Here is a 23522-nt window from a genome sequence, read left to right on the forward strand (position 1 = left end):
CTAGTATGATGTTTATTAAATTTTATTGGTTTTATACGCTAGAATTATTTACCATTTAATTGAACTTGAGTATTAGCAAGTAAATCTCCCAAATGTCTTTTGTCTTGTCTTAGAAGAGCCATTAACAACAATAGTAGTCCACATGTCATACTTACAATAGACAGCATAATTGATAAGGTATCAAAGTTTGTATATATGCCATGAATTGTAGAAATATGTCCTAACTGCCAGGGGAAAAATTTTATGCCGTTTCTTATTAGGCTGGCTTTAATAGATTTTTCCTTATAAACAAGGGTTAAACCAGCTTTTCTTTTTCCGAAACTTCCATCTTTTGAATAGTCTAAATAGGAAAAATTCAGAATGATGGGAATTACTGATGTCAGGATTGCAGTGAGTTGAGCTTGTAATTCATTCATTTCAGGTATCCCTTTAAAGAAAAATATATAGACTGACATAGCTATCCCAAATAAAAGCACCAGATACAAAAGAATAACCAGATAATCAAAAAATAATTCCTTCAATCTTTTTCTTATTGGTATTGTATTATTTTTATTGATTATCATAATTTTTATCCTCTCATATCCCAATAATATCAAATTCATTACCCATTAACCTTTTATATTGCCTTTATACCCTCTTTCAATAGAACTATTGGCACAATTACCAAAGCTCCAATTAATGGTAGCCCGTAAGGACTAAACAGGTAGGTTAAAAAGATTCCTTGTATTCCTGTTCTTGTATCTCCTTGTATAAATGCCCAAACTGTTCCTATTAGAACAAGTAGCATTACAAGATACAAAACTCCAGTACCAATTTCTAAAAGCATAGTTAAAAACAATTCGAGTAATGTCAAAATGATTTGAACAGGAAGTAGAATAATCCTGAATAATATTCTTATTATTTTCATCTTAACACCTCATTTCAAATTTATACTTTCTTCTATCTTCTCTCACACTATCCTCCAACACTGATGTGTTCCTTAGAAAAATCTTTCTAAAAAAATCGTTCTAAGCAACACACCAATGTTTTTTTATTTTTGATAGAGCCTTTGAAACCCTTATATCATCGTATCTATTTGCCGTTGTCACAATTATAACATGAGACCCTGCAGCTGGATCATGCAGAGTATAAGGTCTTGTTGTTTCTGTATCAATATCCCCAATGCCAATCAGTCTTGCAATTGTTCTGGACACTTCACTAGGTGTATAGAACTGCCCTTTGCTCTTACCTGACTCCTAAGCAAATTTCATCATAAAATATTCATAGGCATCACCAATGATATCATCACCACTTGCCATATTGCTCTTGAAATCAATTCTATCATCGTCAAACACTTTTATTAGGCCAGAAACTTTATCTACTAATTCCTTGCCTTTTCCAAGCTCATCTGGATTATTGAAACTCACATCCGGAAGTAATCCCTTCAACTTATTATCTTCCAAGAATTTCTGGATAATAATATCAACTTTCTCTCCAACATCTTTTTTACCTGCAGCTTTTACCAAGTCATCAAACGAAGCGCCTTCATTTACTTCAAACTCTGCAAATCTTTTTCCTTTATATCTATCTGAAACATATTTAAAGAATAATAATACTAATACATAATCCTTATATCTTGATGGTTCTACTCCACCTCTAAGCTTATTACAAGCCTCCCATAAAATTGAATATAATTCTGATTTCTTCACGGCCATCGTCCTCTTTATCTCCTTACCTAATAATCTAAAATATCAATCCCTACTTGTACCAATCGATCATATCTTTCTTTTGATATTAGTACAGCCTTGGGTTTTCCGTTTTTCAAAATAAAAGCAGCCTCATCATTTTCAGATAACTTAGTAATGATTTTGGATGATTGCCCTCTTAAAAAGTCGGACATATTATAAAAGTCCATTGTTGCTTTGCTATCTTTTTCTTTCATATAACGCTCCTTTCACGAATACTATTATAGCAAAAATAATAAGTTTTTGAACCCTTATTGTAATTACTTTTATAATTACATTTAGTGGGTGCAGGTGGATTCATTTTGTAAATATCCATTCTGTAGTATCAATCTCAACTTATTGATAAGTTCCCTAGAAGTATTTCAAGTTCTAAATAAATAAGGCTTATCCCCTGCTACCGATACCTTTTAACGATAGCAGTTGAATAAGCCTTTTATTTCTACACTTTATTTACTCAGTGGGTGCAACCCTTGTCATCAATACGACACTCTCCACATGAGATTTTTAGGCTATTTCAAAATATAATTTCCCCTATTTTTCAACATTTTATATTTTTTAAAAAGATAAAACACCAATTTTTGATTAGGCTATTTTATTCAATAAAATAATCCCATACAGAAAAAGCTTCATTAGAAATTTCTTTATACGGTGCTGGAATACTTGTTATATTTTCAAATGTAGTAGAACCCATGTGACAAAGTTTTAAATTTAATATATTAACATCTTTCATTTCTTCATAAAGTTCTTGCATATTTAAAGGATATAAAAGAAAATTATTAGCTTGCGCATAAAAAATTTTAAAAGCTTGACTATCAAGTTGCGAAATCAATTTCATATATAAATAATTTAATACTACCCACGCTTTTCTAAATTTATTTCCATAAATAGTTTGTATAATATTGGGTATAACATCTGTATCTACTCCTTGTTTTATCCAATATTTTTCAAGTATTTCATACAATTCCCATTCTTTTATTTTTGTTCTATCATTTACAGAATCAAATTCTAAATCCCAATTTGCATTATAATCAACATCCATAAAACCAATCAATATAGATCTACCATGAGCAGCCGCGTTTCTCAAAACAGAAAGATCATCAAAAAATTTTAGTGATTTAAATATTAATTCTAATTGATAACTGCAAAATTTTATTTTAGCTGTTTTAGATTCTTCATACCAATACTGAACAAATTGCCTTAATTCAGATAAATCTAATTGATCCATAAAATCTTCAATAGGAGCATATTTATTATTTACATAATCAAATTCATCTGAATCCTTCCTAAATAGCCTTTCTTTTCTTGCTTTTTCAAATAAGTTGTTTTTATTTTTATCTTTCCATTTAATAAATGTATTATTTACAATTTCTTCTGCATTTTTATCAGATGATATCCTACTTATATAAGACTTTATTGCATTTTCAAACTGAAGAATCCACTCCATTAAATATAATCTAAATTTTTTATCAACACTATCAACAGCAGGTATTAATTGTATATTTAGTTTTAACTCATCAATAGCAATATCTATTCCTTTTAAACGGCTTTTTAATATGTACTTGTCTAAGAATATCCCATTAACTAAATAATTTAACATTCTAGGTTGTATATTATATTCTTTCAAAATTTCATATTTTTCATTATCATTTTTTTCATTAAAACAAGTTGTATCAAAATTAAATTTATTCATTTTGTTAATAGCTTTATCAACATATTTATTTGAATCAATATTCCTTTTTTTCTTGATTTTTTCTCCCTTTCCTTTTAGATTAGTTAACTCTAAAATCCTACCTTGTCTCCTAACTCCATCTTTATTTTCTAATATAAATGATACATTTTTGTAAAAACAAAAATATTCTTCATTATTTTCTTGTATTAACATTTCTGAAGTTATTCTGAAAGGAAATTCTTCTTCAAAACCATTTTTATTAAATGATTTGGTACTAATTATTCCATAATTATTAAAAATCTCTATTATAGTGCCTATACCTTTTTTTATCATTTCACATTCCTTTTCTTTGAACTATACTTACTGTTCCTTCTCTCAACACCATCATCACTTCTAATAATATTATTTCTTTTTATTTTTTCTTTTTGGACTAGATCAAAGATTCTTGTTTAATGATTGCTGGATGATTTTGTTTTGATAGATATTGCGTTTCCCTATCAATAGGGTCAGTCAATCTGACACTTCCAATATATTTTTCGTTACTAAGTATTGTTTCAATAGCTCGTTTAGACCAAACATCTTTCCCGGTAGAAGTTTTAATTTCTTCTTTTTGTAACGCTTTGACAATACCGATAATGCTTTTACCATCTAAATACCAATCAAATATTTTTCTAACCACTTTAGCTTCTTCTTCATTTATAATAAGTTCACCTTTAGAATCATGAGAATAACCATAACATTTACGATTATATAGTTTAGATATTCCTTGTGCTGCTTTCTTCTGTAAACCCCATTTAATATTTTCACTTCTTGTTTCGTTTTCTGCTTGTGCTATTACTGTAATTACAGAAATTATCATATCACTATCATTTTCTTTGCTGTCTATTTGTTCCTGTTCAAATATAATTCTAGCTTGAGCATTTTTTATAACATTTAATGCTTCTAAAACATCAACTGTATCTCTACCAAAACGACTCACACTTTTAGTAATAACAACTTCTATGTTTTTACTTTTAATATCTTCAATCATTCTTGTAAATTCTTTACGACTTGATCCTGTTTTACTTGAAGCAATATCTATGTATATATCTAATAACAGCCATTTAGGATTTGCTGCTACAAGTCTTGTTAGTCCTGAAATTTGATTAGATAAACTATTAAGTTGTTCTTTATCATTTTTACTTACTCTACAATATATTCCTACTTTGATTTCTCTCATAATAGGTTTCGGTGGAATATAATGTACAATAGGATCTTGTTTCATATTAATTTCCTCTTTTGAATTAAAGTCTACTTATCTATAGGTTGTTTTTGTAGTATGATAAGTAGTCAATTCGATCTATTTTTTATCTACGAAATTATTATATTATTGCTTTTGTAATTTATAATGACATCAATCCTATAGTGTCAACCCCTTGTTATCAATCTTGTAGTGTCAACCCTATATTTTCAGCTATTGACATGTTCCCGAAGTTAATAATTTTCAAATTTTTAATCAATAATTTTAACTGTTAAAACATTTTAAAACCCTTTATTTCAAGCTTTTAAATAGCTCTCAGTTTAATTCCTTGACATCAATACTATACACTCCACATGAACGGAGTTTGCAAACTGATTATTGTGTCAATAAAGAAAAAAATAAATACTAAACATACGTTGAGAGTTACTTTACGCCAGAACATTCTTTTATCTTTTATCTATTAAACTAATTAATTTTTCTAAGTCTTTTTGAATCTCCTTTAAATTCACAAAATATATACTAACATTAACATTATCATTTGAAGAGTACTTAATAATATTATTTTTATACTTCAACATATCCTTATTTAATGGGTACAACAACCAAACTTCGCTAGTATTATATTTTTTAGAATAAGCATACATTTGATACATATCAGCTTGAGATATACCATAATTCTTCGCCTTATTATCTATTAATTTTTTCCATTTTGTGTCTAAAATTATTTGTTTATCCCCTTTTGATAATACTATATCTGGCTTTAGTCTAAATTTATTTATATCTTCTCCATTTAACGAATTAAATAGACTGAATTTTTGTTCCTGAGTTTTAACCTTCCACTCTATTTTAGAAGCAGCTTTTCTCATCTCTTTTGCCACATACTCTTCATATACTTTTTCCATCGGAAAAAGGATCGCTTTTGATTTTTCTTTTCCTGAAAAAGTAGTAAAACTATTTTTATACAAGAAAATTCTAGACCATGTCATTGCCTGTTCATAAAGTTTCGTATTTCTATCAATAGAAACTTTACTAAAATCATTTTGGTAGTTGTAAGATGGTTCTACCTCTTCAAAATGAATCAACTCTTGTCTAATAAGTTTAGAATTATTATAGCTTGATGTCATTTTTTGAAGCATTAATAGAGTTGATTTTATTATTCTATTCTCAGGTCTATTAATTCCATATTCATCATAACCAACATAAAATTTCTCTTTATGAACTAAATTGTGTTTTAAATGTTTATTAAATAGAAGTTTTCCCTTCAATACATTTTTGTTATCTTCAATTTCAAAATATGATGATTTTAATCCCTTTTTAATAATTTCCCTAACCTCTGAAATATACAGACTTATAAAAATTTCAAAAATAGGCATATTGGCAACATCAAGGTTTGCGCTATAAAAAGTTTTGTTCGAAATATCTAACATACTTTTTATCATTTTCAAAAATATTTCTTTTGTTGTCTTTATTGCTTCATCTTCATTAATAATTTCTGGAATGAAATCAATTTTAGGTAGCACCTCTATTTGGACGTTATCATTTATATTTAAAATTCCAACATAATTTTTAAAAGTAATTGCTTTTCCTATCCTTTTCATTCTATTGTAAGAGAAAAAATCTAGAATCTGTTCATCTTTTTCTACACGTTCATTTTCAATAAAGTCTATTATCTTATCAAAGTAATCTTCTCTAACGTATGTGTATCTTGAATCATTTTCAAACTGACTATTGCATATTATTTTATCGTACTCTCTAACTGAAATAATTTTTGGCATAACTTATCTCTTCTTATATATTCCAAGATAACTGTCTTCTAATAGAAAAGCATTGTCATTAATTGAATATTTCTTTTGGTCACTGTAGTCAGAGGTATCATTACCAAATAAATCATCTTCTATTTGAGATTCATTAATAAACTGATTAGAAGGATCTTTTGAGTTATCCCCCAAAACCAATCTAATCTTTTCATAGTCTTCATAAAAATATTCTTGTAATAGGGGTATTACTGATTTTTTGAAGATTGCTGATAAATCTTCTATATTAGAGTTTTCATTTAAACTCGTAAAGAATGCATGCCCAATAGTATGCTCCCTATCATATAAGCTTTCAATTCTTTTATTTATTTTTGTAAGCATTTCCGATATAGAAATGTTCCTTATATTCTTATTAATTATTTCTGGATTTGGCATCATCTCAATAAAATCAAACCTTCTTCTTAGAGCAGTATCCATTAACGCAATAGATCTGTCTGCGGTATTCATAGTACCTAAAATATAAACATTATTTGGAACTCCAAACTCATCGCCTGAGTAAGGAAGTGAAGCAGTCATCGCTTCAATTTGGCCTTCACCTATTCTCTTTGAACCTTCGATTAATGTAATTAGCTCACCAAATATTTTAGAAATATTGCCACGATTTATTTCATCTATAATAAATACATAGTTATTATTAGGATCTTTTTTCGCTCTAGAGCAAAATTCTTTAAATATACCAGACTTTACTTCATAAGATATTTCTTTACTAACTCTGCTTTTTCTATTTCTTGATTTACCTTTTTGAAAAACTGGTTTAATCCCCTCAATAAATTCTTCGTAACCATATGACTGACGAAAGGTAGTAAAGTCTATAAATCCTTTTTCTTTTAACAAGTCAAATACTGACTTTCTATATTCGTAACTTTCTTCATCTTGCTATTCTTCTCTAATTAAATCTAATTCTTCTGCGTTTATAATATTATTAAAATCAATATTAAATATTGCATAATTTACTGAGTTATATGTTTTACCAGTTCCTGGAGGTCCATAAAGTATTGTGTTTTTACTAAGTTTATAATCATTTGTCTTCGTTATTGTTTCGTTTGACATACTTCCTCTGGTATCGTAACTTCTCATAACATATGAAAAATATTTTTCAATTGTATTAACAGCTTTAATAACAGAATTATTATAGTCTTCATCTGTTTTAGTATTGTCTAATTCTACAATTATACTTGGTTGAATCTTATCTGCTAATCCTGTTTTAACTCTATTTCTAGCTTCTGAAAACGAATAATCTACTTCTCTAACATTATTTTTTTGACTTGTCCCTTCAATAAGGATGACATCCTCAAATTGAGATAATTCTAAAAATTTATGAAAATTTTCAATATCATCTTTTGTAGCTTCAGTGTCTTTAATGTCCATAGATATTCTAAATTTGCTAGTTCCTGCGTAATGTTCAACAAAAATTGATAAACCAATAGGGTTTTTTCTGTCAATTTTTAATTGTCCCCATAGATAGTTCCTAACTTTAGTATTAGAACCATCTAGCCATTTTCCTGGATCAATTCTTTGATAGCTAAAGTTATTAGTACCGAAGTTATTAAAATTAGATAAAATATCCCTTAAAATATTAATTGCTTCAGCACCATCTTCTCTTTTATTCTTATACTCATCATATTTTGTATGTGATGAGTCTACCTTACGATATTCAGCATTGAAATTGGAATCATTTACTTCATCAATATATTTTAATAATGTTTTATACTCTGGAATTTTAGTTTCCATAATACTCTCCTTAATAAATACTCTTTATTTTAATTATATAGTTTTATTTTACAAAACCAAACTACCACTAAATATAGATACACATCTATCTATTAATTGATTTTAAATATAGTTTGACACCCCTCTTTGAAAAATTGACACCCCCGTATGAATTTTGACACCCCTATAAATAAAAAAATCTCTAGTAATGTTTACTAGAGCCCAGTAATTAAATATCAAATTTTATCTCTATGTAAACCTCAGTATTCTCCATTATTTAAGGCTATCTTCAAATTATCTTTGTATCATTTACGCTAATTTCATTTCTATTATGATGTCTGATGGGGTTTGCTTTACCAGTTCGACCATCATCTTTATAATATGTCTAGGTGTCCCAAACTGGCCGTTTGTACCTGATGTAAATAGTTTAGATAGCAAGTACTCATAAAGATCTCCCTTTAAATCTCCTTCTAAAACTAAACTATCTATTGCTGTTACAATTTTCTCTAACATTTGAGCTGTAGGAATTTGAAACATTGCATCTGTCATAAATTTAGAAAAGGAGGATCCTTCATTGCTATTCAAGTCTTTTATAAATGGAAATACTCCTTCAACAATCGTTTTATGCATTTTTTCTGCTTCAAACTCTTTGAAATTGTGCCATCTCAAGTCTTCATAATCAAAGCTGTTTTTGTATTTTTTACTATTCCCTTTAAATATAATTTTTGGTTCAAGACCTAATATATTCGCTTCTGCTTCACTTTGTAATTGTTTATCATCTAATGTTTTTATAAAGATGAGATATGTAAATTACTCGATAACAGTTAACGGATTAGTAACTCCACCCGTCCAAAATGTTTCCCATATTCTATCTACTTTATTCTTTAATTCACCTGTCAACATATTTTCCCTCCTATAAAATTCAATTTAAATATACCTTTAATTTATTACATTAAATATTAAATTTTTATTTAAATTGAATTTCCGCGCACTAATCCTATACAAATTATTTTGTTAATAGTGAGTTCTTCATTTTCACCCTCACAAAACCCTAGTTTGACCTAATTATATAATTAAAAATTATGATTTTAAACTACATACTGACCTATATTTCCTTTAACTGAATTAAAAACTCTTTTCATACAAAAATACTCCCATCAAATTCATTTTAACTGAATCCAATGGGAGTGTTCTAAAGTTTTGTACTATTATTCAGTTTCAGTCCAATACTAAGCTCATTACATTAGTAAGTCTGTGTTTTATCTTCTACTAACCATTTGTCAATTGTTTACGAATAGACGAAGAAGAAAATTCGACCACTAGAATGAGCACAACCAGTCCTACTAGAATGGCTCCTACTTGCGACCAACGGTTGGAGGACATGGCAAATTTAAGGGGTGCACCAATTCCTCCCCCTCCTACCAGACCTAAAATAGAAGCATCCCTTAAATTCATATCGAAGCGGAAAATAATTGTTGATAGTAAACTAGACCATAATTGAGGAATAATCCCACAACGAATCTTCTCGAAAGTATTGCAGCCAGCTGCATCGAGCGCTTCTAAAATGGATTTATCCATATCGTCAATGGCTTCACTAAATAACTTGGTTAACATACCAATGGAAGTCACTGAGATCGTCATAACGCCTGCAAAAGGTCCTGGACCCGTCACCCGAATAAACATTAGACCATAGACAAAGGCTGGAATGGTTCGAATAGCCATCACCAAAAAACGGGTCATCACTACAACAGGAACCGGAACCACTTTACTCGATGCTAGAAAAGAAAGAGGAAAGGAGAAGACTGCTCCGACCAGAGTCCCTAAAAAGGCGATCGCCATCGTCTCCAATAATAAATAAGGAACCGACTGTTTCGTAAGATTAAAAAGCAGTTCTCTGTCTGGGTTAACAATTCCTTGGATGATACTTACAGCAAAAGTGATGCCCCGCTTAGCAAGCCCCACTTCATCAATGGTTGAAGCAGACCAAACGACTAGCCCAACTACTAACATCGTCCAAGCCAATACTTGCCAGCGATTCGTATCTTTACTTTCATACATTTGATTAATTTTATCTACCATGACTACCTCCTATGTTAACCTTGCTCTTAGATAGCGACTAATACTTTCAATCACCACTACCGTTAAGAACAGACAAAGCAGGATCATTCCGACATTCTGATATTCTCGCCAACCTAGATTCTCATCGAGAATAATGCCGATTCCTCCTGCCCCAACATAACCTAAAATAGCAGCGTGGCGAACATTTCCTTCGAAAGTGTATAAGGCTACTGACAGATAAGTTGGAAGCACTTGCGGTTTAATCGCTCCGAGAAAACTATACATTTTATTCGCTCCTAAGGCTTCCATGGCTTCATAAGGCAACATATCCGCTGTCTCAATGGCTTCATAAAGTTGTTTAGCTATGAAAGAAAAGGTGAATAAAGCAATTGCCAAGGTCCCTGCAAAAGTCCCTAAGCCAAAAATATAAGTCAAAATCAAAGCGGTCACTAAGGTTGGTAAAGTTCTGATTAGACTCAACAATAGTTTTAAAAGACTAGTTATCCAGTGATTTCTAGTTAAGTTAGTGGCAGACCACATGGCATAAGGTATCGCTAAAAGCGCACCAATAAAGGTCCCCAGTACAGACATTTTAATCGTATCGAGCAGCGGAGGGATTACCTCATTAAAATAAGCCGTATTGGGTGGTACCATCCGTTTTAAAATAACAAAGAATTCCTCACCACGCTTGATTAAAACTTGTAAATCAAAACCAGTCATTTTAGCTGATAAATAAATCAATAAAGTAATCAATAAAACAATTAACAAGGTAAAAGAGCGCTTCTTATACACCTTCTTGCCATTTGAAAGCACTATTTCTTTGGGACGCATAAATGAAAGTATTGGATTATTCATAGGAGTCACGTTCCTCTTCAGTGCTTTGTCCTTTATAAATATGGTTTAGGACTTCTTGAGTGACTTCATTTGAAGGCCCATCATAAACAATTGCTCCTTCGCGAATGCCAATAATCCGATCACAATATTCAAGCGCCAATTCCACATGATGAATATTGATGATGACGGTGATGTTGTCTGTTTGATTGATATTCTGGAAATCTCGCATCACTACAGCAGCGGTGACTGGGTCCAAAGAAGCAACAGGCTCATCGGCTAGAATAATGCGTGGATCTTGCGCCAAAGTCCTAGCCAGTGCCACCCGCTGTTGTTGACCACCCGATAGTTGGTCGACTCGCGTATAGGCCTTATCAAGAATTCCTACCCTGTCCAAAGCTTCCAAGGCTTTTATTTCTTCTTCCTTCTTGTAATAGCCAATCAAGACGCGCCAAAAAGGGATATCAGGGACAAAAGCCGATAAGACATTGGTGATGACTTTTGCACGAGTTACTAAGTTAAAAGACTGAAAAATCATCCCGATCTTACGTCGGAACTGACGCAAGCTCTTACCTTTTAAGCCACTCACATCCACCCCATCAACCGTTAATTTTCCTTCTGAAATGGAATGCATTTTATTAACCGTTCGAATGAGAGTGGACTTACCTGCACCCGATAAACCAATAATGCCAACGAATTCTCCTTGATCAATCTCCAAATTAATATCTTGTAATGCTAATACACCTTTTGGATATCTTTTATAAACTTGTTCAAATTTGATCATTGCCTTCTCCTTTTTTAATCTTTCAAGCAAAGAAACACCCACCGTCCAGTGGGTGTTTTGTTTTAGACTATTTGTCGGTATTTATTATTCACCTTGTTCACGTAGAATTTTTTGCGCTTCACGTTCTGTTTCATAATCTTCAGCTTTGGCTGGTTTGTAGCCTTCATGACTGTAGATAGCAATGACTTCCTTACCTTCTTCAGTTTCAGCGATATTAATAAAAGCATTTTGAAGGGCTGTTTTTAATTCGTCTGTCATTATCTCTGAAGTCTTACTTACAGAAACAGTGTCATTGTAAACATTAGGAGTAACGCCAATGACATTTGTCTCTTCCCAAATGCTCGCTTCGCGTCCCATATCTTCCATCCATGCATCGACATTATCACGACGTAAGTCAGCAAAACCAACCACTACGTCTACTTGTTCGGATGCTAAACGTGCAATGGAAGAAGGATAGGAATCTGCTTGAACGACATTTGATAAGTCAGAAATTTGTTTACCATCGAATTGGTTTCCTAACCAAATGGAAGGATAAATGTAGCCTGATGAAGAAGAGGAGGACATGACTGACCACTTAGCAGAGTCTAAGTCTTCCCATGTTAATTCTTCTCCGTTGTTTACTTTCTCAGCTAATTCTTGGCCTTTTTCAGAAGGCCCTGCAATAATTAAGCCTTTGTAATAAGACACTTGGTCTTCGATTAATTCAGTCGCTTGACCGTCATTCCAGTCTGCTGGATTCTCAGAGTCTTTCGATAAACCTTGACGAGTCGATGTAAGAAGGACGTCCACATCGTCTTCGAACAAGACATATGTTCCGCCAGGAATTAAACCAACATCAATCGTTCCTGCAGCCATACCCTCTCCGACTGCTTCATAAGATGTTCCGACAGTAATTTCGACATTCTTAACATCAAATCCTTCTTTAGCTAACTCATCAATCAAGAGCTGTTTCAAAGGTTCTGTTGTTGTAATAATTTCTTCGGGATCACGGGATGGAACAAAAGCAACTTTTAACGTCTCAATTTCAACTGCTTCTTCTTGGGCATTTACAGTAAATACATTCAAAAAAACACTTGCCAGTAGAGATAGGACCATTAATAGACTAAACTTTTTCTTCACAGATGTTACCTCCAAATATTTGATAGCTCAATTATAACGAACTAAGTAAAGTAGAGCAACTTGCTTGTTCAATTTTACATAAAGTTTACAGTAGGTAAGAAGCCATTCAATCATTCTCCTGTTATCATGTGTTTTTTTAATACTATTTTCTCATACTAAGAAGATATTTTTATTTTCGTATAAAATAAATTTGACAAAACTCTCTACATTAAAAAGCTTTTATTATTGAAACAGCAAAATCAATAATTTCAATTCCATAAAACTGACTAATGAAAACCTAAATAAGGTTGTGCATTTTCTCCCTTACAATCTGGTTTCCTTAGGGGTCTTTAGAATTTGATTTTCTAGTCTACGAAAAGTAATATAAGTTTCTGTTAGAAAGTTACCACTACCGGGTGTAAAATCATGAGCAATTTCAGCGAATACAAAAGTGGATGTAGTTTATTCCTAACACATTACTAGAGCTTTTATTATTAAACCCAGGTGTTTTCTGTATATTTCCTTTGTTTTAGGTGAATTGTTAATGATTAGGAGCGCACTTATCACAAAAATCGTTTCCACCATCATTTTCCCATGTTAGTCCACATCCACAATCTGGACAATAATTTTCCCAAATAAGATCTGGATAATTAATGATTTGTCTACCTTTACTATTTAACGTTCTCTGCGTAAGTTTTTGTGCTGTATCTACTTCAATGCTATCTACTTCAATGCTATCTACTTCAAATTCTGGATAAGAATCTTCGTCTTCATTTTCATACTCATAGTGTATACGTGCAACTATCTCAATTTTTTTATTGTAATTTTCTTTTATTAAACCATATTCCATTGTAGCGTATTCTTTATCATCAGAATCCCAAATAGAGTTCTCTAAATCAAAAAATGTACAGTTAATTACAATTTCTACTAAACACTTTAAAGCAACTACTATTTCATGCTCTTCAGAGTTATAATCTATAACTACATAGCTTAACATTTTGAAGCTCAGTTTCATCATATTCATATCCACCGATAATGCCTTTACGATCATAATCAAACCCGTCAATTTCGATGTTTTGTGAATTATCAAAAATTGTTCTTTAATTTCCTCAGCAAACCTATAATTAATACTATTGATGTACTTTAAAGCTTGTTGAGCGATAAGTTTATCCGTATTAATAAGATTCAATAATTCATCTATACTTTTATAAAGATAAATTCCTTTTATGTCCTCAAAATCTTTATCTCCACTTATTACATATATGGGTTGATATTCTTTTTTTCTTAAACTCTTTAACATTGAAATATTAAAAGCATCAGGAAACTCGTGCTTCTTCTTACCTGTTCCGAATGGCTTTCTGTTATTAAAATAATCATTTAGTATAGTTTTTAATTCAATACTATCTAAATCTAAATATGTTACTTCTGCCTCATTTAAATAATTATGAAATTGATTTAGCGCTTCTTGAACTACCTCTTCAGTATCCAATTTATTAAAACTATCAGCATACTTACTGTTTCTAAGAATAGCTATTTCTCTGCTATTAAAGTTTTGGTTTATTTCATTGTTTTTTTTCAACATTTTCTTTTATGTGCTTATTTGCCTCTCCAACAATTATCTCACTTGTAAGAAAATTGATAGCACCCTTTTTAACTTGTTTTTTTAGCAATCCTAATCTACTTTTATCACTTATATCAAAACTTTGACTTTCAAATATTTGTGTATCAACAAAAACATTTAATGGAAACTCTAATTCTTCTTTACCTTCCAATTCTTCCTCCTTTTTAATAATTAACAAATTATATCTATTCCAATACGCCTTTTAGAACAATCGTGAGCCATAATTGGTCTAAAAAATACACCAATCCTTATTTTGTATCTATAGTACGTGGCTTGAAAGCCAGTGTTCATCGTTACTATCTGCCGTTGTCATAATTATGACACGAAACCCGGGGCTTTTTATATTCAATGAACAATTTAGGTTTACACAAGATATTCTACACTATGTAGCTAAAACTAAGCCTAATTGTACATATAGTTTATTATTTTCTAATTTCTTCCACCGGATAGCATTGATAAAACATCTTGGCTAATTTATTTATTTCATCTTTAGCCCCAACCTTACCCAATGCCCAAAAAACTAACCCTATTGATTCTAAATCACTAGCAAAACTTTCAAAACTATCTATTATTATTGGCAGTATTGAATCATCTTCAAGTCTTCCCATTGCATATGTAGAGTCATAAGGGTATTGGTTTATTATTTTTATTGTATTTTCTTCTAATACACCTTCAATTAAAACTTCAATTATACGAGTTCTCCAATATCCTTCTTCAATTTCAGATAAAACAAAATTCAAATCCTTTGGTTCTAGAAAACCTACTTTATAATTTCTAGCAATAAGCTCCAAAATTCTTTTATCAAAGGTCTCTCTATACAATTCTAATAATTTGTTAATACTTTCTTTGCACTGAGAATTTCTTTTAAAATAATTAAACCCTACTTCTCTTCTAGCTTTTCTTCTATGCTTAAAACAAGACATTGCATATTTATAAGAGATTTCACTTGGCAATATTCTAAGTAATTTTTTAAGTAAGCTATCACTTTTATACCTATATTTAGATGGAATTTCTTCCCCTTCTTTAATCGTTCGTTCAACTAAAGAAATTAAATACTCTATTTGGATATCAGTGTGTTTTTTTAAATAAATATAGTCTCCAATTCTATTTAAAATATTTTCACAATGATTGAAAATAGAAAAAGAACTTATTTTTAACAATTCAATTAACTCATTTAAAGTAAGGCAATTAAACTTAGCTCTCTCTATATCTTTTTCAATTTTTTTAATCTTTGTCTCTTGAGTATCATATTTACTAAATCTCATATATATTCTACTTTCTTTTTCTCCTATTTTAAAAATTCTCCTTCTGCTGTTTTCCCGTCTATCTTAATCATCCATTCAAACCTACCCCTTCTTATAACTGAAGTTAAGAGAACAGGATTATCTGCTTCCTTTTTACCTATTACTTTATCTATTTCCCAATGTCCTAATTCTTACGTTATTGCCAATGTTAAAAACAATTTCTAATATTAAATTTTAATCAAACCTATATACATACATTTTCAAAGTAGTATTCTAAAAAGCACATCAATCCATATTAAATTTCTTAATAGAGCGCTTAAAAGCTAGTGTTCACCGTTACTATCTACCATTATCATAATTATGAAATGAGACCTAGATGATAAATCTTATAGCTTTTATTAAAGCTAAATAAAACATGTAGTTAATATCTTACAATCCAAAACTTTTTGGAGACATTTCAATTCCCAACATATTACAAAACTGAATTCCAAATCTTATAAATTCAAAAGAAACAGACGTGACTATATTATCATTTAGAATATAACCTTCTTCAATAGGATTTGTTATACAATTATTCCAATCCATCATATATTTAAGATCAGCCTCACTGTATCCCTCCTGTAACAAACCTTCTTTATCTGTTCCTATCATAAAAGCCTTGCCATTTAATATGCCGGCTCTTACCAGCAAAATAGGAGCAATAGAAATGGCACCTATTATTTTACCTTCAAACTTTTTAATAAATTCAATTATTTCATGATCTTCAACTGCTGAACGTATATCAACCGCACCGGGTAATAAGAGACTATCATATCTCTCTATGTTTAAATCATAAATTGTTTGATCTGGGAGAACTTTTAGACCTTCTTCACATTTAACTATATCTTTAGTTTTTGCAAATACATCAATCCTTCTACCATTTAAGACCAAAGTTTCTAATGCCACACTTATTTCAAAATAACAAAATTGATCATATATAAGCACTGCTATTTTGTTCATTAGTTAACCTCCACATATTTTGCTATGTTTCATTTCTCCAGTAGAAGCCTAGAACCCAGTCACCATCGCTACTATGTACCGTTGTCATAATTATGACACAAAACTCACCTGTGAAATCATAAAGTAATATCAACACTTATATATACTAAGTTTTCTAGATATTCAGGTGGACTGTTAATCCAATAAACTGGGATTTGTAGAACTAAAGCTTTTCTAAATACTTTTTACCATTTTTATATTGTTGTATCGGTTTCCATCTTTCAAAATATAGGCATTAGGAGTTTCTCCCACTTGGATGAATCCGCATTTCTCATAAAGAGCCTTGCCTCTTTCATTACCTGAGAAATAGTCAAGCTCAAGTTGGGAAAGGCCCCATTCTTTAGCATAGTCTTCGAGAACTTGAAGTAACTTCTTCCCTATTCCTAAGTTCCAGAATTCTTTTAGCACAGCAAGGGCAACATTTCCTCGATGGCGCATTTTCTGTTTTCTCAGTCTTGTTATTGTGCCGTTTGCAATCAGTCTTCCATCCATTTCAACAACAATCATAAGTGTATTATCAGATTCATTAAAGCCTTTTATCATTTTTGCTTCCTCTTCAACAGTTATGGTTATTTCTTCTGAATAGGAATTCAAAAAGTCAGATTCTCCCATAATGGTTTTCAAATATTCAACAGTTTCTGCAGCGTCTTTTACTTGAATCTCTCGAATTTTACAGATTCTGCCATCTTTTAGTTTAAAATTTTCTGGTGTGTATATCATATTAATTCCTCACTTATATTTAAATTTGTACTTTTTCCTAGTATTATTTTTAGAGGAAAATAATCATCTGTTGCTCTAAAAAGCACTTAACTCGACATTTCGTTTCCTTAGCAGAAGGTTTGAACCCAGTTTTCATCTTTACTATTTGCTCTTTTCATAACTTTGACACTAGATTCGGGTGAAAAATATTACGCAATATCAATGGTTGTAGATTCAAACTCTTCATTGTTTTAGAAGAGTTTGTTACTTAACAAACTGAGATTGGTTAGTTTTAAATTACTTATTAAGATATTCTAAGAAACGTTTTTTTAATTGTTCGATTACATCTTCATTATCAATAAAATCTTCAAAAGCTAGCATTTCATACTTTTGTCCCTCTTCTCCAAATTTTATATTCTCGATTTGACTATCACATATATTAGCAACCATAAAAACTGATTTTTCTCCTGCATTTGTGATGCTTTCATGGTATTTGGTCCATACAATATTTGATTCAGAAATATCAATAGCTAATTCTTCTTTAACCTCTCTTCTCATAGTTTCATATGGTGATTCTTCATTTTCTCTTCCACCACCAGCTAAATCCCACATATTAGGATAAGGAATGTTTGGGAGATTATCTCTTAAAATAGTTAATACTTTCCCTTTATTAATGAGTGCTACTTTAACACCTATAAAATTCAATTGATTCATGATTAAACCTCCTCAATCTAATTATGTTTTTGCTCTTTTAAATTTTAAGAATAAACTAACTCAATAATCACTCTAAAAGGTAGATCATTCTTTAATTTGTTTTCCTAGTAGAAAGTTTTTAAACTCAACATCAATCACCGTTATTTGCATTATGGCTAATTATGACACGAAATCGAGCAGTAGTGCCTAAAAATTTAGATCCAGCCAATTTATTTTGCAACTATATAAGCCTTTTTTTAGTGCAGATAGTTTTTACAAAAATCGCTTTTTTAAATTCTTCGTGTAAATCATCCATGAATTAATAATTGCGATAAAATTGTTATAGTACTCACAACAATGATTATATAAATCTCGTTCTTATTCTTACTCTCTTTCAAAATCAAATTTGAAAACATTACTCCATAAAGCGATGTAATATTTAAGAAGATCCAAGCAATTGAAGAAATATTAGAAGATGTCACAAAAACAAATGTTATTTGTGCAATACACGTTAAAATTGCTCTAAAAAATAAAGATTATCGAAAGAGTTTTTTTTGTGTCTTTTCCAATCAGTTTGATTTAAGGTTGGAATCAAACTTATAAAAGATACAAAAAATCTTAATATTAAAGTACTTACTGTAAATAAAATCAGTGAATCAATATTTTTTATAGTCTCCAACCAAAAGAGGAAATAAGCAAGCTTGTATAACTAACGGTGGAACAATAATAATTACTCCATGTAATAATGTTTTTAAATCACTTTTTTTCTTTACCCAAATAATAATTATGATAGTTGTTAAGATAGAAATGAAATAATTACCAAAATTTATTCTTCCTGTCGTAAAAAATAAGGCTAAAGGAATAAAAAACAGCTGTTTTTGATACGATCGCCGATTCAAAAATGGATAAGCGTTTAAATAGTTTTGAGTATCCTACTGCAACAATTTGTACTAAGATGCTGTAAATGATTATTTTATAATTAAGAATCATAGTAAACAGATCATTAACATTTATATAAAAGAACGAAATTATTATGAATAATAGCGTATATAAATTGTTTGAAAAATTAACTTTTAACACAGATTGTTTTTTATACCCTATTTGATACCTATCAATCACACTTATTAATCCTCTGGACATTGCTGAAATAGTTGAAAATAAAATAATGTAGAAATATGAATCCAAATTTCAATTCTCCTTTATGTTTTTTTATTCAGTAACATAAAAAATTTTAATAGTGTATTCTCATGATAAGATATTCTTTATGAATATAGAAGAGTAAATTAATATGAACTTTGACAGTACTGCAACTTCTTTTCAGACAATATTTCTAAATAGGTTCAATTTTAGTTGCTTCCTTTTCCAATCTCTCGATAGTCCGATTTCAGAATTTATCTTTATATGTATTGACTTATTCAGTTTGACGATATACAATCGGACTATACAGTTCAACTGAATAGTTTAACGATATAAAGGAGCTAATATTATGCCTAGGCACCCCAGTTTACCCTTAACAGAAACGACTTATTTAATTTTGTTGTCACTAATAAAACCTGCACACGGTTATATAATAATGCAAGAAGTTGATCGGCTTAGTAATAACAATGTAAAAATTGCGCCTGGCACCATGTATGGTGCCTTAGATAATTTACTAAAACAAGGTTGGATTAAAGAGGTAAAAAGCGAAGACAAACGTCGCAAAGTCTACCAAATTACTAAATCTGGTTATGATGTCATTGAAGCTGAAACAAAGAGAATGCACAAATTGCTTAACCTTGCAGAAGAACTGATGAGAGGAGAAAGCTAAAATGAAACAAATTATAAAAAGGAAAGTATTCTTATTCAAAGATTTAGACAAACAAGAAGCTTGGATTAACTCCTTTAGAAAAGAAGGTTATCGCTTTATAAATAAAAAGTTCCCTGCTTGCTTTGTGTTTGAAAAAATTGATGATAAAGTTCCTATTACTCGGATTGATTATCGTGAATTTGAGAAATCGAGTGAATATCAAAACTACATTCAACTTTTTAGTGATATGGGATGGACAGTTGTTTCAAGCAGGAAAAATTTCAGTGTGCATTACTTTCAGCAAAATAATCCTAATTCAGAAGACTTTATTTATTCAAATAAAGAGTCCTATGCTGAAATATACAAGCGCTACAGCCAACAAGCTCTAAACTGGTCTATTATATTTCTGTTTTTCTTTACTATCTTTTCTACTGGAGATATCAGTTATTCACTTTTTAACCCAAGGACTGCATTTCTTACACCTGGCTTATGGGAAATGACCGGCTGGCAGTTCTGGTCTTCCTTTATATTTGAAATTCCTTTTGCATTAATGAGACTACTCTCTAAAGTTATTTGGTTGATATTAGCAGCATGGATGGGGTTTGAAGCTTTTGTAAATAAGCGTAAATATAATGACTTAATTCATAATAGCAATTAATATTTTTGAAAAAACATCAAAGACGACAGTGATGAATTATTACTGTCGTCTTTCTTTGCTCACCATATTTTTTCGTAAGATGCTATAGATTCCTCACGTTTCTTTGAATCATCTTTCATTATCTTAAACAAATTCTTGTTGTTATACTTCTTAATAATGACTCTAATAGTCTAAATTAGAAAAAATATAAAAAACTCCAGTCATATAGACTAGAGTTTTAGCTCATTCTAACTAAGTAGAAGCCATTCTTAACACTATTTTTTCTTCTTTAAATTTTTTATTTGCGTTTTTAAAGCGTTGATATTGATCCATTATTCTTTTTATCAAATTACTCCCACTCCTTGATGGAAAACTTGAAATGGCTATTTATAAGTTTTTTAATAGTCACTTTTGTGAATAGAGTCTAGTTTTTACTCATATTTTCCTCTGTTTTTAAAGGAATAGTATCATTTTAGTATCACTAATGAATTATAAGTTAGTATGATTAAAATGTTTTCTTGAAGATGGCGTCCTAAATCAGGATTTCATAAAGAGCATTCAGATTGTGATACTTCTTTTTTAAGTTTCTTTATCCTCAATCCAATTTAAAAAGCTAACCCACTAAAATGGTGGACTAACTCATAATTTTCATACAAACTTTTCTATCAATTGCTTATCTTTTGGAATATTTCTGATAAAACATCTAAGGTATCATCTAATTCAACCTCTCCGATATAAGGGTTGTCTTGAAGATAGTTTTGCCAATGCTGTTTAAGATAATCATCACTCGATATATCTTCTAAAATTTCTTTATAATCAGCCAAATCATCTAAAGATTCTCTTTTCTTAGACGTATTCTCAATGGCACGTGCTAGAGTTTTAAAGTTAATTTTATCCCCATAAAGTTTACGCAAGAGATAGATATCATAAAAATCTCTCATCCTTGTAGTGGCAATGTTTCTTCTGATGATGGTTTCAATCTTTTCTGCCAAAATGGTTTCCAAAGGATAAGCCATGACTTCCACATGACCTTCATCAAACATTAGTGGGTATTGATAAATCATTTCCTTTGGTGTAATAGCATCACCTGTGGTGATATCCATCTTCATGGGATTATTAATTCTGCCATAGCGGGCCGAAAAGCTAATACGGTAATTTTCATACTCATCGCTTTCTCTGATTTCTCTTACCCCTTCAAAGACAAAATCAATCCCATCTTGAACATCAATTGCCAAAATTTCTTTCACAATTTTAGTAATATTTTCTTCCGTTAAGGTAATGCCTCTGACCGTCGCATCTATATCCTTGGTCGTGCGATTATCGATACCAATGAGAGAAGAAATTAGAAGTCCTCCCTTGATAATGAAGGAATGCCGGTAGAAAGATTTTTCTAGTCTTTCTAGGACTCTTTCAAAAAAGTACATTTGAAAAACTTCCTGTGGCTTTAGGTTTTTTGTCTTGGCTAAGTGCTTGATTTTCCCTTTTATTTGCTCACTTGATCTCATATCATCACCTCTAAATAACGTCTTATCTCTTCTTCGACTTTTAAAGCTCTAGCATACTTAATAAGTTTTCTGAAGTTGATATTTCCTCTACCAAAATATTCTTTAATAGCTCCTGTAAAAATTTGAGAATCGATATTCCTTTGGTCTTTTACAATATCACAAATGGTTCGTTCGACATCATATAGAATAATCTCTCCACCTAGAGGACTTGTGGTCATTTCTCTCCCTAATTCAAAAAGTTCTATCTTTACATAGTGAACAACAAGGTCATCAAATCTTTCTTTTAGTCTGGACGCATTGTAACCTTGGGGAACAGAAATATGAATCTGGGAAGGCACTCTGTCAGCTAAATCATGAAAATAAAGGGCAGTATGGTAAGAATAAATCACTCGTTTGCTGCTTCTTTGAAGCAAGACGTAATCATCAATGATTTCATCTTTCAAAGTATAAACACCATGACCCACTCGTTCTATTTTATCTTCCTTAGCCAAGTAAGATAGTCTATATCGGTCAATGCCTTTGGCTTCAGCTTCTCTTACAAAGATTAAGCCATGTTCATCAGATAATTTTTCTAAAAGGTCTTTTTCTTTATTCATGATTGCTTCTCTCCTATCATCTTTCGCGCTTTAATTATATATTATTAACGCACGTTTGTGAAGTGAGTTTCTTTAGTTTTTGTTCATTACTTCTAAGATCTTAGGGTTATCCCTAAAAATTTGCATATAAATTTATAAATGAATTGACCGGAAACATTTTAGCAAGTGAGTACTCACTTGCTGTGCTTGCTATTCATTTTTTATTCAATTTTTTAAAATTTATTTTCTAATTTATCTTCTTGGAAAAATTGACACAGGAGAGTTTGTAACTGTAACCTGCACTTTCAAAAGTGTTTCAATGAGGCAGAAATCTTCTTGATAAGTCTTGAAACTTTTGCTAGGACTAACTTCTGATTTTCACTCGCCTAATTCATAGGCTTTTAAAAACTTAGTTACAAGTTACAAATTTTATCCCCGTTTTTTTCTACTCTATGGCCATTTTTATCTGTTCAGGTTCTCGCCATTCTTTTGGAATGTTTTCCGTGACCCTCTCGGTAAAATCACCTTCTATTTGCTCTCACTTTTGATAATAAAGTTTGACCCGAATCGAAACCCCACTTGGTGAATTTCTGATTCTATAATTTATAGGGTTGATGGCCGAAGACCTCAACTCTATTTTTTATTTTGGCTCTATAATAAATAGGGTGGATGGAAGAAAAACACTTCCTTCCACCCTATTTTTGGTACATAAAAACACAAAAGTCCGATCTATTAAAAGTTGTAACTAAAATAGAAAGGACTCTGTGCCAGGACTCATGATATACGAACATTACTC

At 30.8% G+C, this 23522-nt stretch carries 24 protein-coding genes and 1 pseudogene; 2 read left to right on the plus strand and 23 right to left on the minus strand.

Going from position 1 to position 23522, the window contains the following annotated elements; translation table 11 throughout:
• Positions 1-44: 44 nt before the first annotated feature.
• The 21 genes and pseudogenes from ACQV2G_RS04145 to ACQV2G_RS04245 form a co-directional block, all read right to left on the minus strand.
• Positions 45-563, minus strand: a complete 519-nt coding sequence (locus ACQV2G_RS04145) for an RDD family protein (RefSeq protein ID WP_428876201.1) — start codon at positions 561-563, stop codon at positions 45-47.
• A 53-nt stretch (positions 564-616) separates the two neighbouring features.
• Positions 617-907 (minus strand): CD1845 family protein, encoded by a 291-nt coding sequence (locus ACQV2G_RS04150; protein ID WP_428876202.1) that lies wholly within the window; start codon positions 905-907, stop codon positions 617-619.
• Positions 908-1007: 100 nt separating this feature from the next.
• Positions 1008-1220: pseudogene (locus ACQV2G_RS04155) on the minus strand (N-6 DNA methylase); the annotation flags it as partial.
• A gap of 15 nt (positions 1221-1235) precedes the next feature.
• Complete coding sequence (locus ACQV2G_RS04160) at positions 1236-1688, minus strand: type I restriction-modification system subunit M N-terminal domain-containing protein (protein ID WP_428876203.1); 453 nt, start codon at positions 1686-1688, stop codon at positions 1236-1238.
• 26 nt (positions 1689-1714) lie between these two features.
• A complete protein-coding gene (locus ACQV2G_RS04165) occupies positions 1715-1921 on the minus strand; it encodes a type II toxin-antitoxin system Phd/YefM family antitoxin (protein ID WP_428876204.1) in 207 nt (68 codons plus the stop codon).
• Positions 1922-2316: 395 nt separating this feature from the next.
• Positions 2317-3726, minus strand: coding sequence for an Abi family protein (locus tag ACQV2G_RS04170; RefSeq protein WP_428876205.1), 1410 nt, complete (start codon positions 3724-3726; stop codon positions 2317-2319).
• Between the two features lie 97 nt (positions 3727-3823).
• On the minus strand, positions 3824-4657 hold the full coding sequence (locus tag ACQV2G_RS04175) for a recombinase family protein (RefSeq protein WP_428876206.1): 834 nt from the start codon (positions 4655-4657) through the stop codon (positions 3824-3826).
• A gap of 422 nt (positions 4658-5079) precedes the next feature.
• Positions 5080-6408 (minus strand): McrC family protein, encoded by a 1329-nt coding sequence (locus tag ACQV2G_RS04180; protein WP_428876207.1) that lies wholly within the window; start codon positions 6406-6408, stop codon positions 5080-5082.
• 3 nt (positions 6409-6411) lie between these two features.
• Entirely contained in the window at positions 6412-7281 is an 870-nt protein-coding gene (locus ACQV2G_RS04185) for an McrB family protein (protein ID WP_428876208.1), read from the minus strand.
• A 42-nt stretch (positions 7282-7323) separates the two neighbouring features.
• A complete protein-coding gene (locus ACQV2G_RS04190) occupies positions 7324-8178 on the minus strand; it encodes a hypothetical protein (RefSeq protein WP_428876209.1) in 855 nt (284 codons plus the stop codon).
• A gap of 288 nt (positions 8179-8466) precedes the next feature.
• Positions 8467-8955: an N-6 DNA methylase gene (locus ACQV2G_RS04195; RefSeq protein WP_428876219.1), complete on the minus strand. Its 489-nt coding sequence runs from the start codon at positions 8953-8955 to the stop codon at positions 8467-8469.
• A gap of 471 nt (positions 8956-9426) precedes the next feature.
• Positions 9427-10236 carry a phosphonate ABC transporter, permease protein PhnE gene (gene phnE / locus ACQV2G_RS04200; protein ID WP_428875277.1) on the minus strand — a complete coding sequence of 270 codons (810 nt, stop codon included), beginning with the start codon at positions 10234-10236 and terminating at the stop codon, positions 9427-9429.
• A gap of 9 nt (positions 10237-10245) precedes the next feature.
• Complete coding sequence (gene phnE, locus ACQV2G_RS04205; RefSeq protein WP_428874091.1) at positions 10246-11070, minus strand: phosphonate ABC transporter, permease protein PhnE; 825 nt, start codon at positions 11068-11070, stop codon at positions 10246-10248.
• Positions 11063-11830, minus strand: coding sequence for a phosphonate ABC transporter ATP-binding protein (phnC, locus tag ACQV2G_RS04210; RefSeq protein WP_428876210.1), 768 nt, complete (start codon positions 11828-11830; stop codon positions 11063-11065). Before phnC ends, phnE (ACQV2G_RS04205) begins: the two co-directional genes overlap by 8 nt.
• An 84-nt stretch (positions 11831-11914) precedes the next feature.
• The gene (locus ACQV2G_RS04215) at positions 11915-12949 is read right to left on the minus strand and encodes a phosphate/phosphite/phosphonate ABC transporter substrate-binding protein (RefSeq protein WP_428874088.1); all 1035 of its coding nucleotides are present in this window, start codon (positions 12947-12949) and stop codon (positions 11915-11917) included.
• 520 nt (positions 12950-13469) lie between these two features.
• A complete protein-coding gene (locus ACQV2G_RS04220; protein WP_428876211.1) occupies positions 13470-14507 on the minus strand; it encodes a PIN domain-containing protein in 1038 nt (345 codons plus the stop codon).
• Positions 14491-14700, minus strand: coding sequence for a PIN domain-containing protein (locus tag ACQV2G_RS04225; RefSeq protein WP_428875281.1), 210 nt, complete (start codon positions 14698-14700; stop codon positions 14491-14493). The genes ACQV2G_RS04220 and ACQV2G_RS04225 overlap by 17 nt, the downstream gene beginning before the upstream one ends.
• 271 nt (positions 14701-14971) lie before the next feature.
• Positions 14972-15814: a hypothetical protein gene (locus ACQV2G_RS04230; RefSeq protein ID WP_428876212.1), complete on the minus strand. Its 843-nt coding sequence runs from the start codon at positions 15812-15814 to the stop codon at positions 14972-14974.
• A 408-nt stretch (positions 15815-16222) separates the two neighbouring features.
• The gene (locus tag ACQV2G_RS04235; RefSeq protein ID WP_428876213.1) at positions 16223-16792 is read right to left on the minus strand and encodes a DJ-1/PfpI family protein; all 570 of its coding nucleotides are present in this window, start codon (positions 16790-16792) and stop codon (positions 16223-16225) included.
• Between the two features lie 213 nt (positions 16793-17005).
• Positions 17006-17551 carry an N-acetyltransferase family protein gene (locus ACQV2G_RS04240; RefSeq protein ID WP_428876214.1) on the minus strand — a complete coding sequence of 182 codons (546 nt, stop codon included), beginning with the start codon at positions 17549-17551 and terminating at the stop codon, positions 17006-17008.
• A 276-nt stretch (positions 17552-17827) separates the two neighbouring features.
• On the minus strand, positions 17828-18244 hold the full coding sequence (locus ACQV2G_RS04245; RefSeq protein ID WP_428876215.1) for an NUDIX domain-containing protein: 417 nt from the start codon (positions 18242-18244) through the stop codon (positions 17828-17830).
• 1465 nt (positions 18245-19709) lie between these two features.
• On the opposite strand from ACQV2G_RS04245, the gene ACQV2G_RS04250 reads away from it, so the two are divergent.
• Positions 19710-20030, plus strand: a complete 321-nt coding sequence (locus ACQV2G_RS04250) for a PadR family transcriptional regulator (RefSeq protein WP_428875287.1) — start codon at positions 19710-19712, stop codon at positions 20028-20030.
• 1 nt (position 20031) lies between these two features.
• Positions 20032-20667: a DUF2812 domain-containing protein gene (locus ACQV2G_RS04255; RefSeq protein ID WP_428875288.1), complete on the plus strand. Its 636-nt coding sequence runs from the start codon at positions 20032-20034 to the stop codon at positions 20665-20667.
• A gap of 644 nt (positions 20668-21311) precedes the next feature.
• Here the strand turns inward: ACQV2G_RS04255 and ACQV2G_RS04260 are convergent.
• Together ACQV2G_RS04260 and ACQV2G_RS04265 are read right to left on the minus strand one after the other, a co-directional pair.
• A complete protein-coding gene (locus tag ACQV2G_RS04260) occupies positions 21312-22070 on the minus strand; it encodes a nucleotidyl transferase AbiEii/AbiGii toxin family protein (RefSeq protein WP_428875289.1) in 759 nt (252 codons plus the stop codon).
• 77 nt (positions 22071-22147) lie between these two features.
• The gene (locus tag ACQV2G_RS04265; RefSeq protein WP_428875290.1) at positions 22148-22747 is read right to left on the minus strand and encodes a type IV toxin-antitoxin system AbiEi family antitoxin domain-containing protein; all 600 of its coding nucleotides are present in this window, start codon (positions 22745-22747) and stop codon (positions 22148-22150) included.
• Positions 22748-23522 lie beyond the last annotated feature (775 nt).

This window comes from Facklamia sp. P12955 (assembly GCF_050409565.1).
In the GTDB taxonomy this organism is placed as follows: domain Bacteria; phylum Bacillota; class Bacilli; order Lactobacillales; family Aerococcaceae; genus Facklamia.

Excerpts from the sequence above, each read along its gene's own strand:
- ACQV2G_RS04255 (WP_428875288.1), top strand. The coding sequence starts at position 20,032 with ATGAAACAAATTATAAAAAGGAAAGTATTCTTATTCAAAGATTTAGAC.
- ACQV2G_RS04260 (WP_428875289.1), bottom strand. The coding sequence starts at position 22,070 with ATGTACTTTTTTGAAAGAGTCCTAGAAAGACTAGAAAAATCTTTCTAC.
- ACQV2G_RS04190 (WP_428876209.1), bottom strand. The coding sequence starts at position 8,178 with ATGGAAACTAAAATTCCAGAGTATAAAACATTATTAAAATATATTGAT.
- ACQV2G_RS04250 (WP_428875287.1), top strand. The coding sequence starts at position 19,710 with ATGCCTAGGCACCCCAGTTTACCCTTAACAGAAACGACTTATTTAATT.
- ACQV2G_RS04265 (WP_428875290.1), bottom strand. The coding sequence starts at position 22,747 with ATGAATAAAGAAAAAGACCTTTTAGAAAAATTATCTGATGAACATGGC.
- phnC (WP_428876210.1), bottom strand. The coding sequence starts at position 11,830 with ATGATCAAATTTGAACAAGTTTATAAAAGATATCCAAAAGGTGTATTA.
- ACQV2G_RS04180 (WP_428876207.1), bottom strand. The coding sequence starts at position 6,408 with ATGCCAAAAATTATTTCAGTTAGAGAGTACGATAAAATAATATGCAAT.
- phnE (WP_428875277.1), bottom strand. The coding sequence starts at position 10,236 with ATGGTAGATAAAATTAATCAAATGTATGAAAGTAAAGATACGAATCGC.
- ACQV2G_RS04230 (WP_428876212.1), bottom strand. The coding sequence starts at position 15,814 with ATGAGATTTAGTAAATATGATACTCAAGAGACAAAGATTAAAAAAATT.
- ACQV2G_RS04175 (WP_428876206.1), bottom strand. The coding sequence starts at position 4,657 with ATGAAACAAGATCCTATTGTACATTATATTCCACCGAAACCTATTATG.
- ACQV2G_RS04165 (WP_428876204.1), bottom strand. The coding sequence starts at position 1,921 with ATGAAAGAAAAAGATAGCAAAGCAACAATGGACTTTTATAATATGTCC.
- ACQV2G_RS04240 (WP_428876214.1), bottom strand. The coding sequence starts at position 17,551 with ATGATATACACACCAGAAAATTTTAAACTAAAAGATGGCAGAATCTGT.
- phnE (WP_428874091.1), bottom strand. The coding sequence starts at position 11,070 with ATGAATAATCCAATACTTTCATTTATGCGTCCCAAAGAAATAGTGCTT.
- ACQV2G_RS04150 (WP_428876202.1), bottom strand. The coding sequence starts at position 907 with ATGAAAATAATAAGAATATTATTCAGGATTATTCTACTTCCTGTTCAA.
- ACQV2G_RS04245 (WP_428876215.1), bottom strand. The coding sequence starts at position 18,244 with ATGAATCAATTGAATTTTATAGGTGTTAAAGTAGCACTCATTAATAAA.
- ACQV2G_RS04145 (WP_428876201.1), bottom strand. The coding sequence starts at position 563 with ATGATAATCAATAAAAATAATACAATACCAATAAGAAAAAGATTGAAG.
- ACQV2G_RS04170 (WP_428876205.1), bottom strand. The coding sequence starts at position 3,726 with ATGATAAAAAAAGGTATAGGCACTATAATAGAGATTTTTAATAATTAT.
- ACQV2G_RS04235 (WP_428876213.1), bottom strand. The coding sequence starts at position 16,792 with ATGAACAAAATAGCAGTGCTTATATATGATCAATTTTGTTATTTTGAA.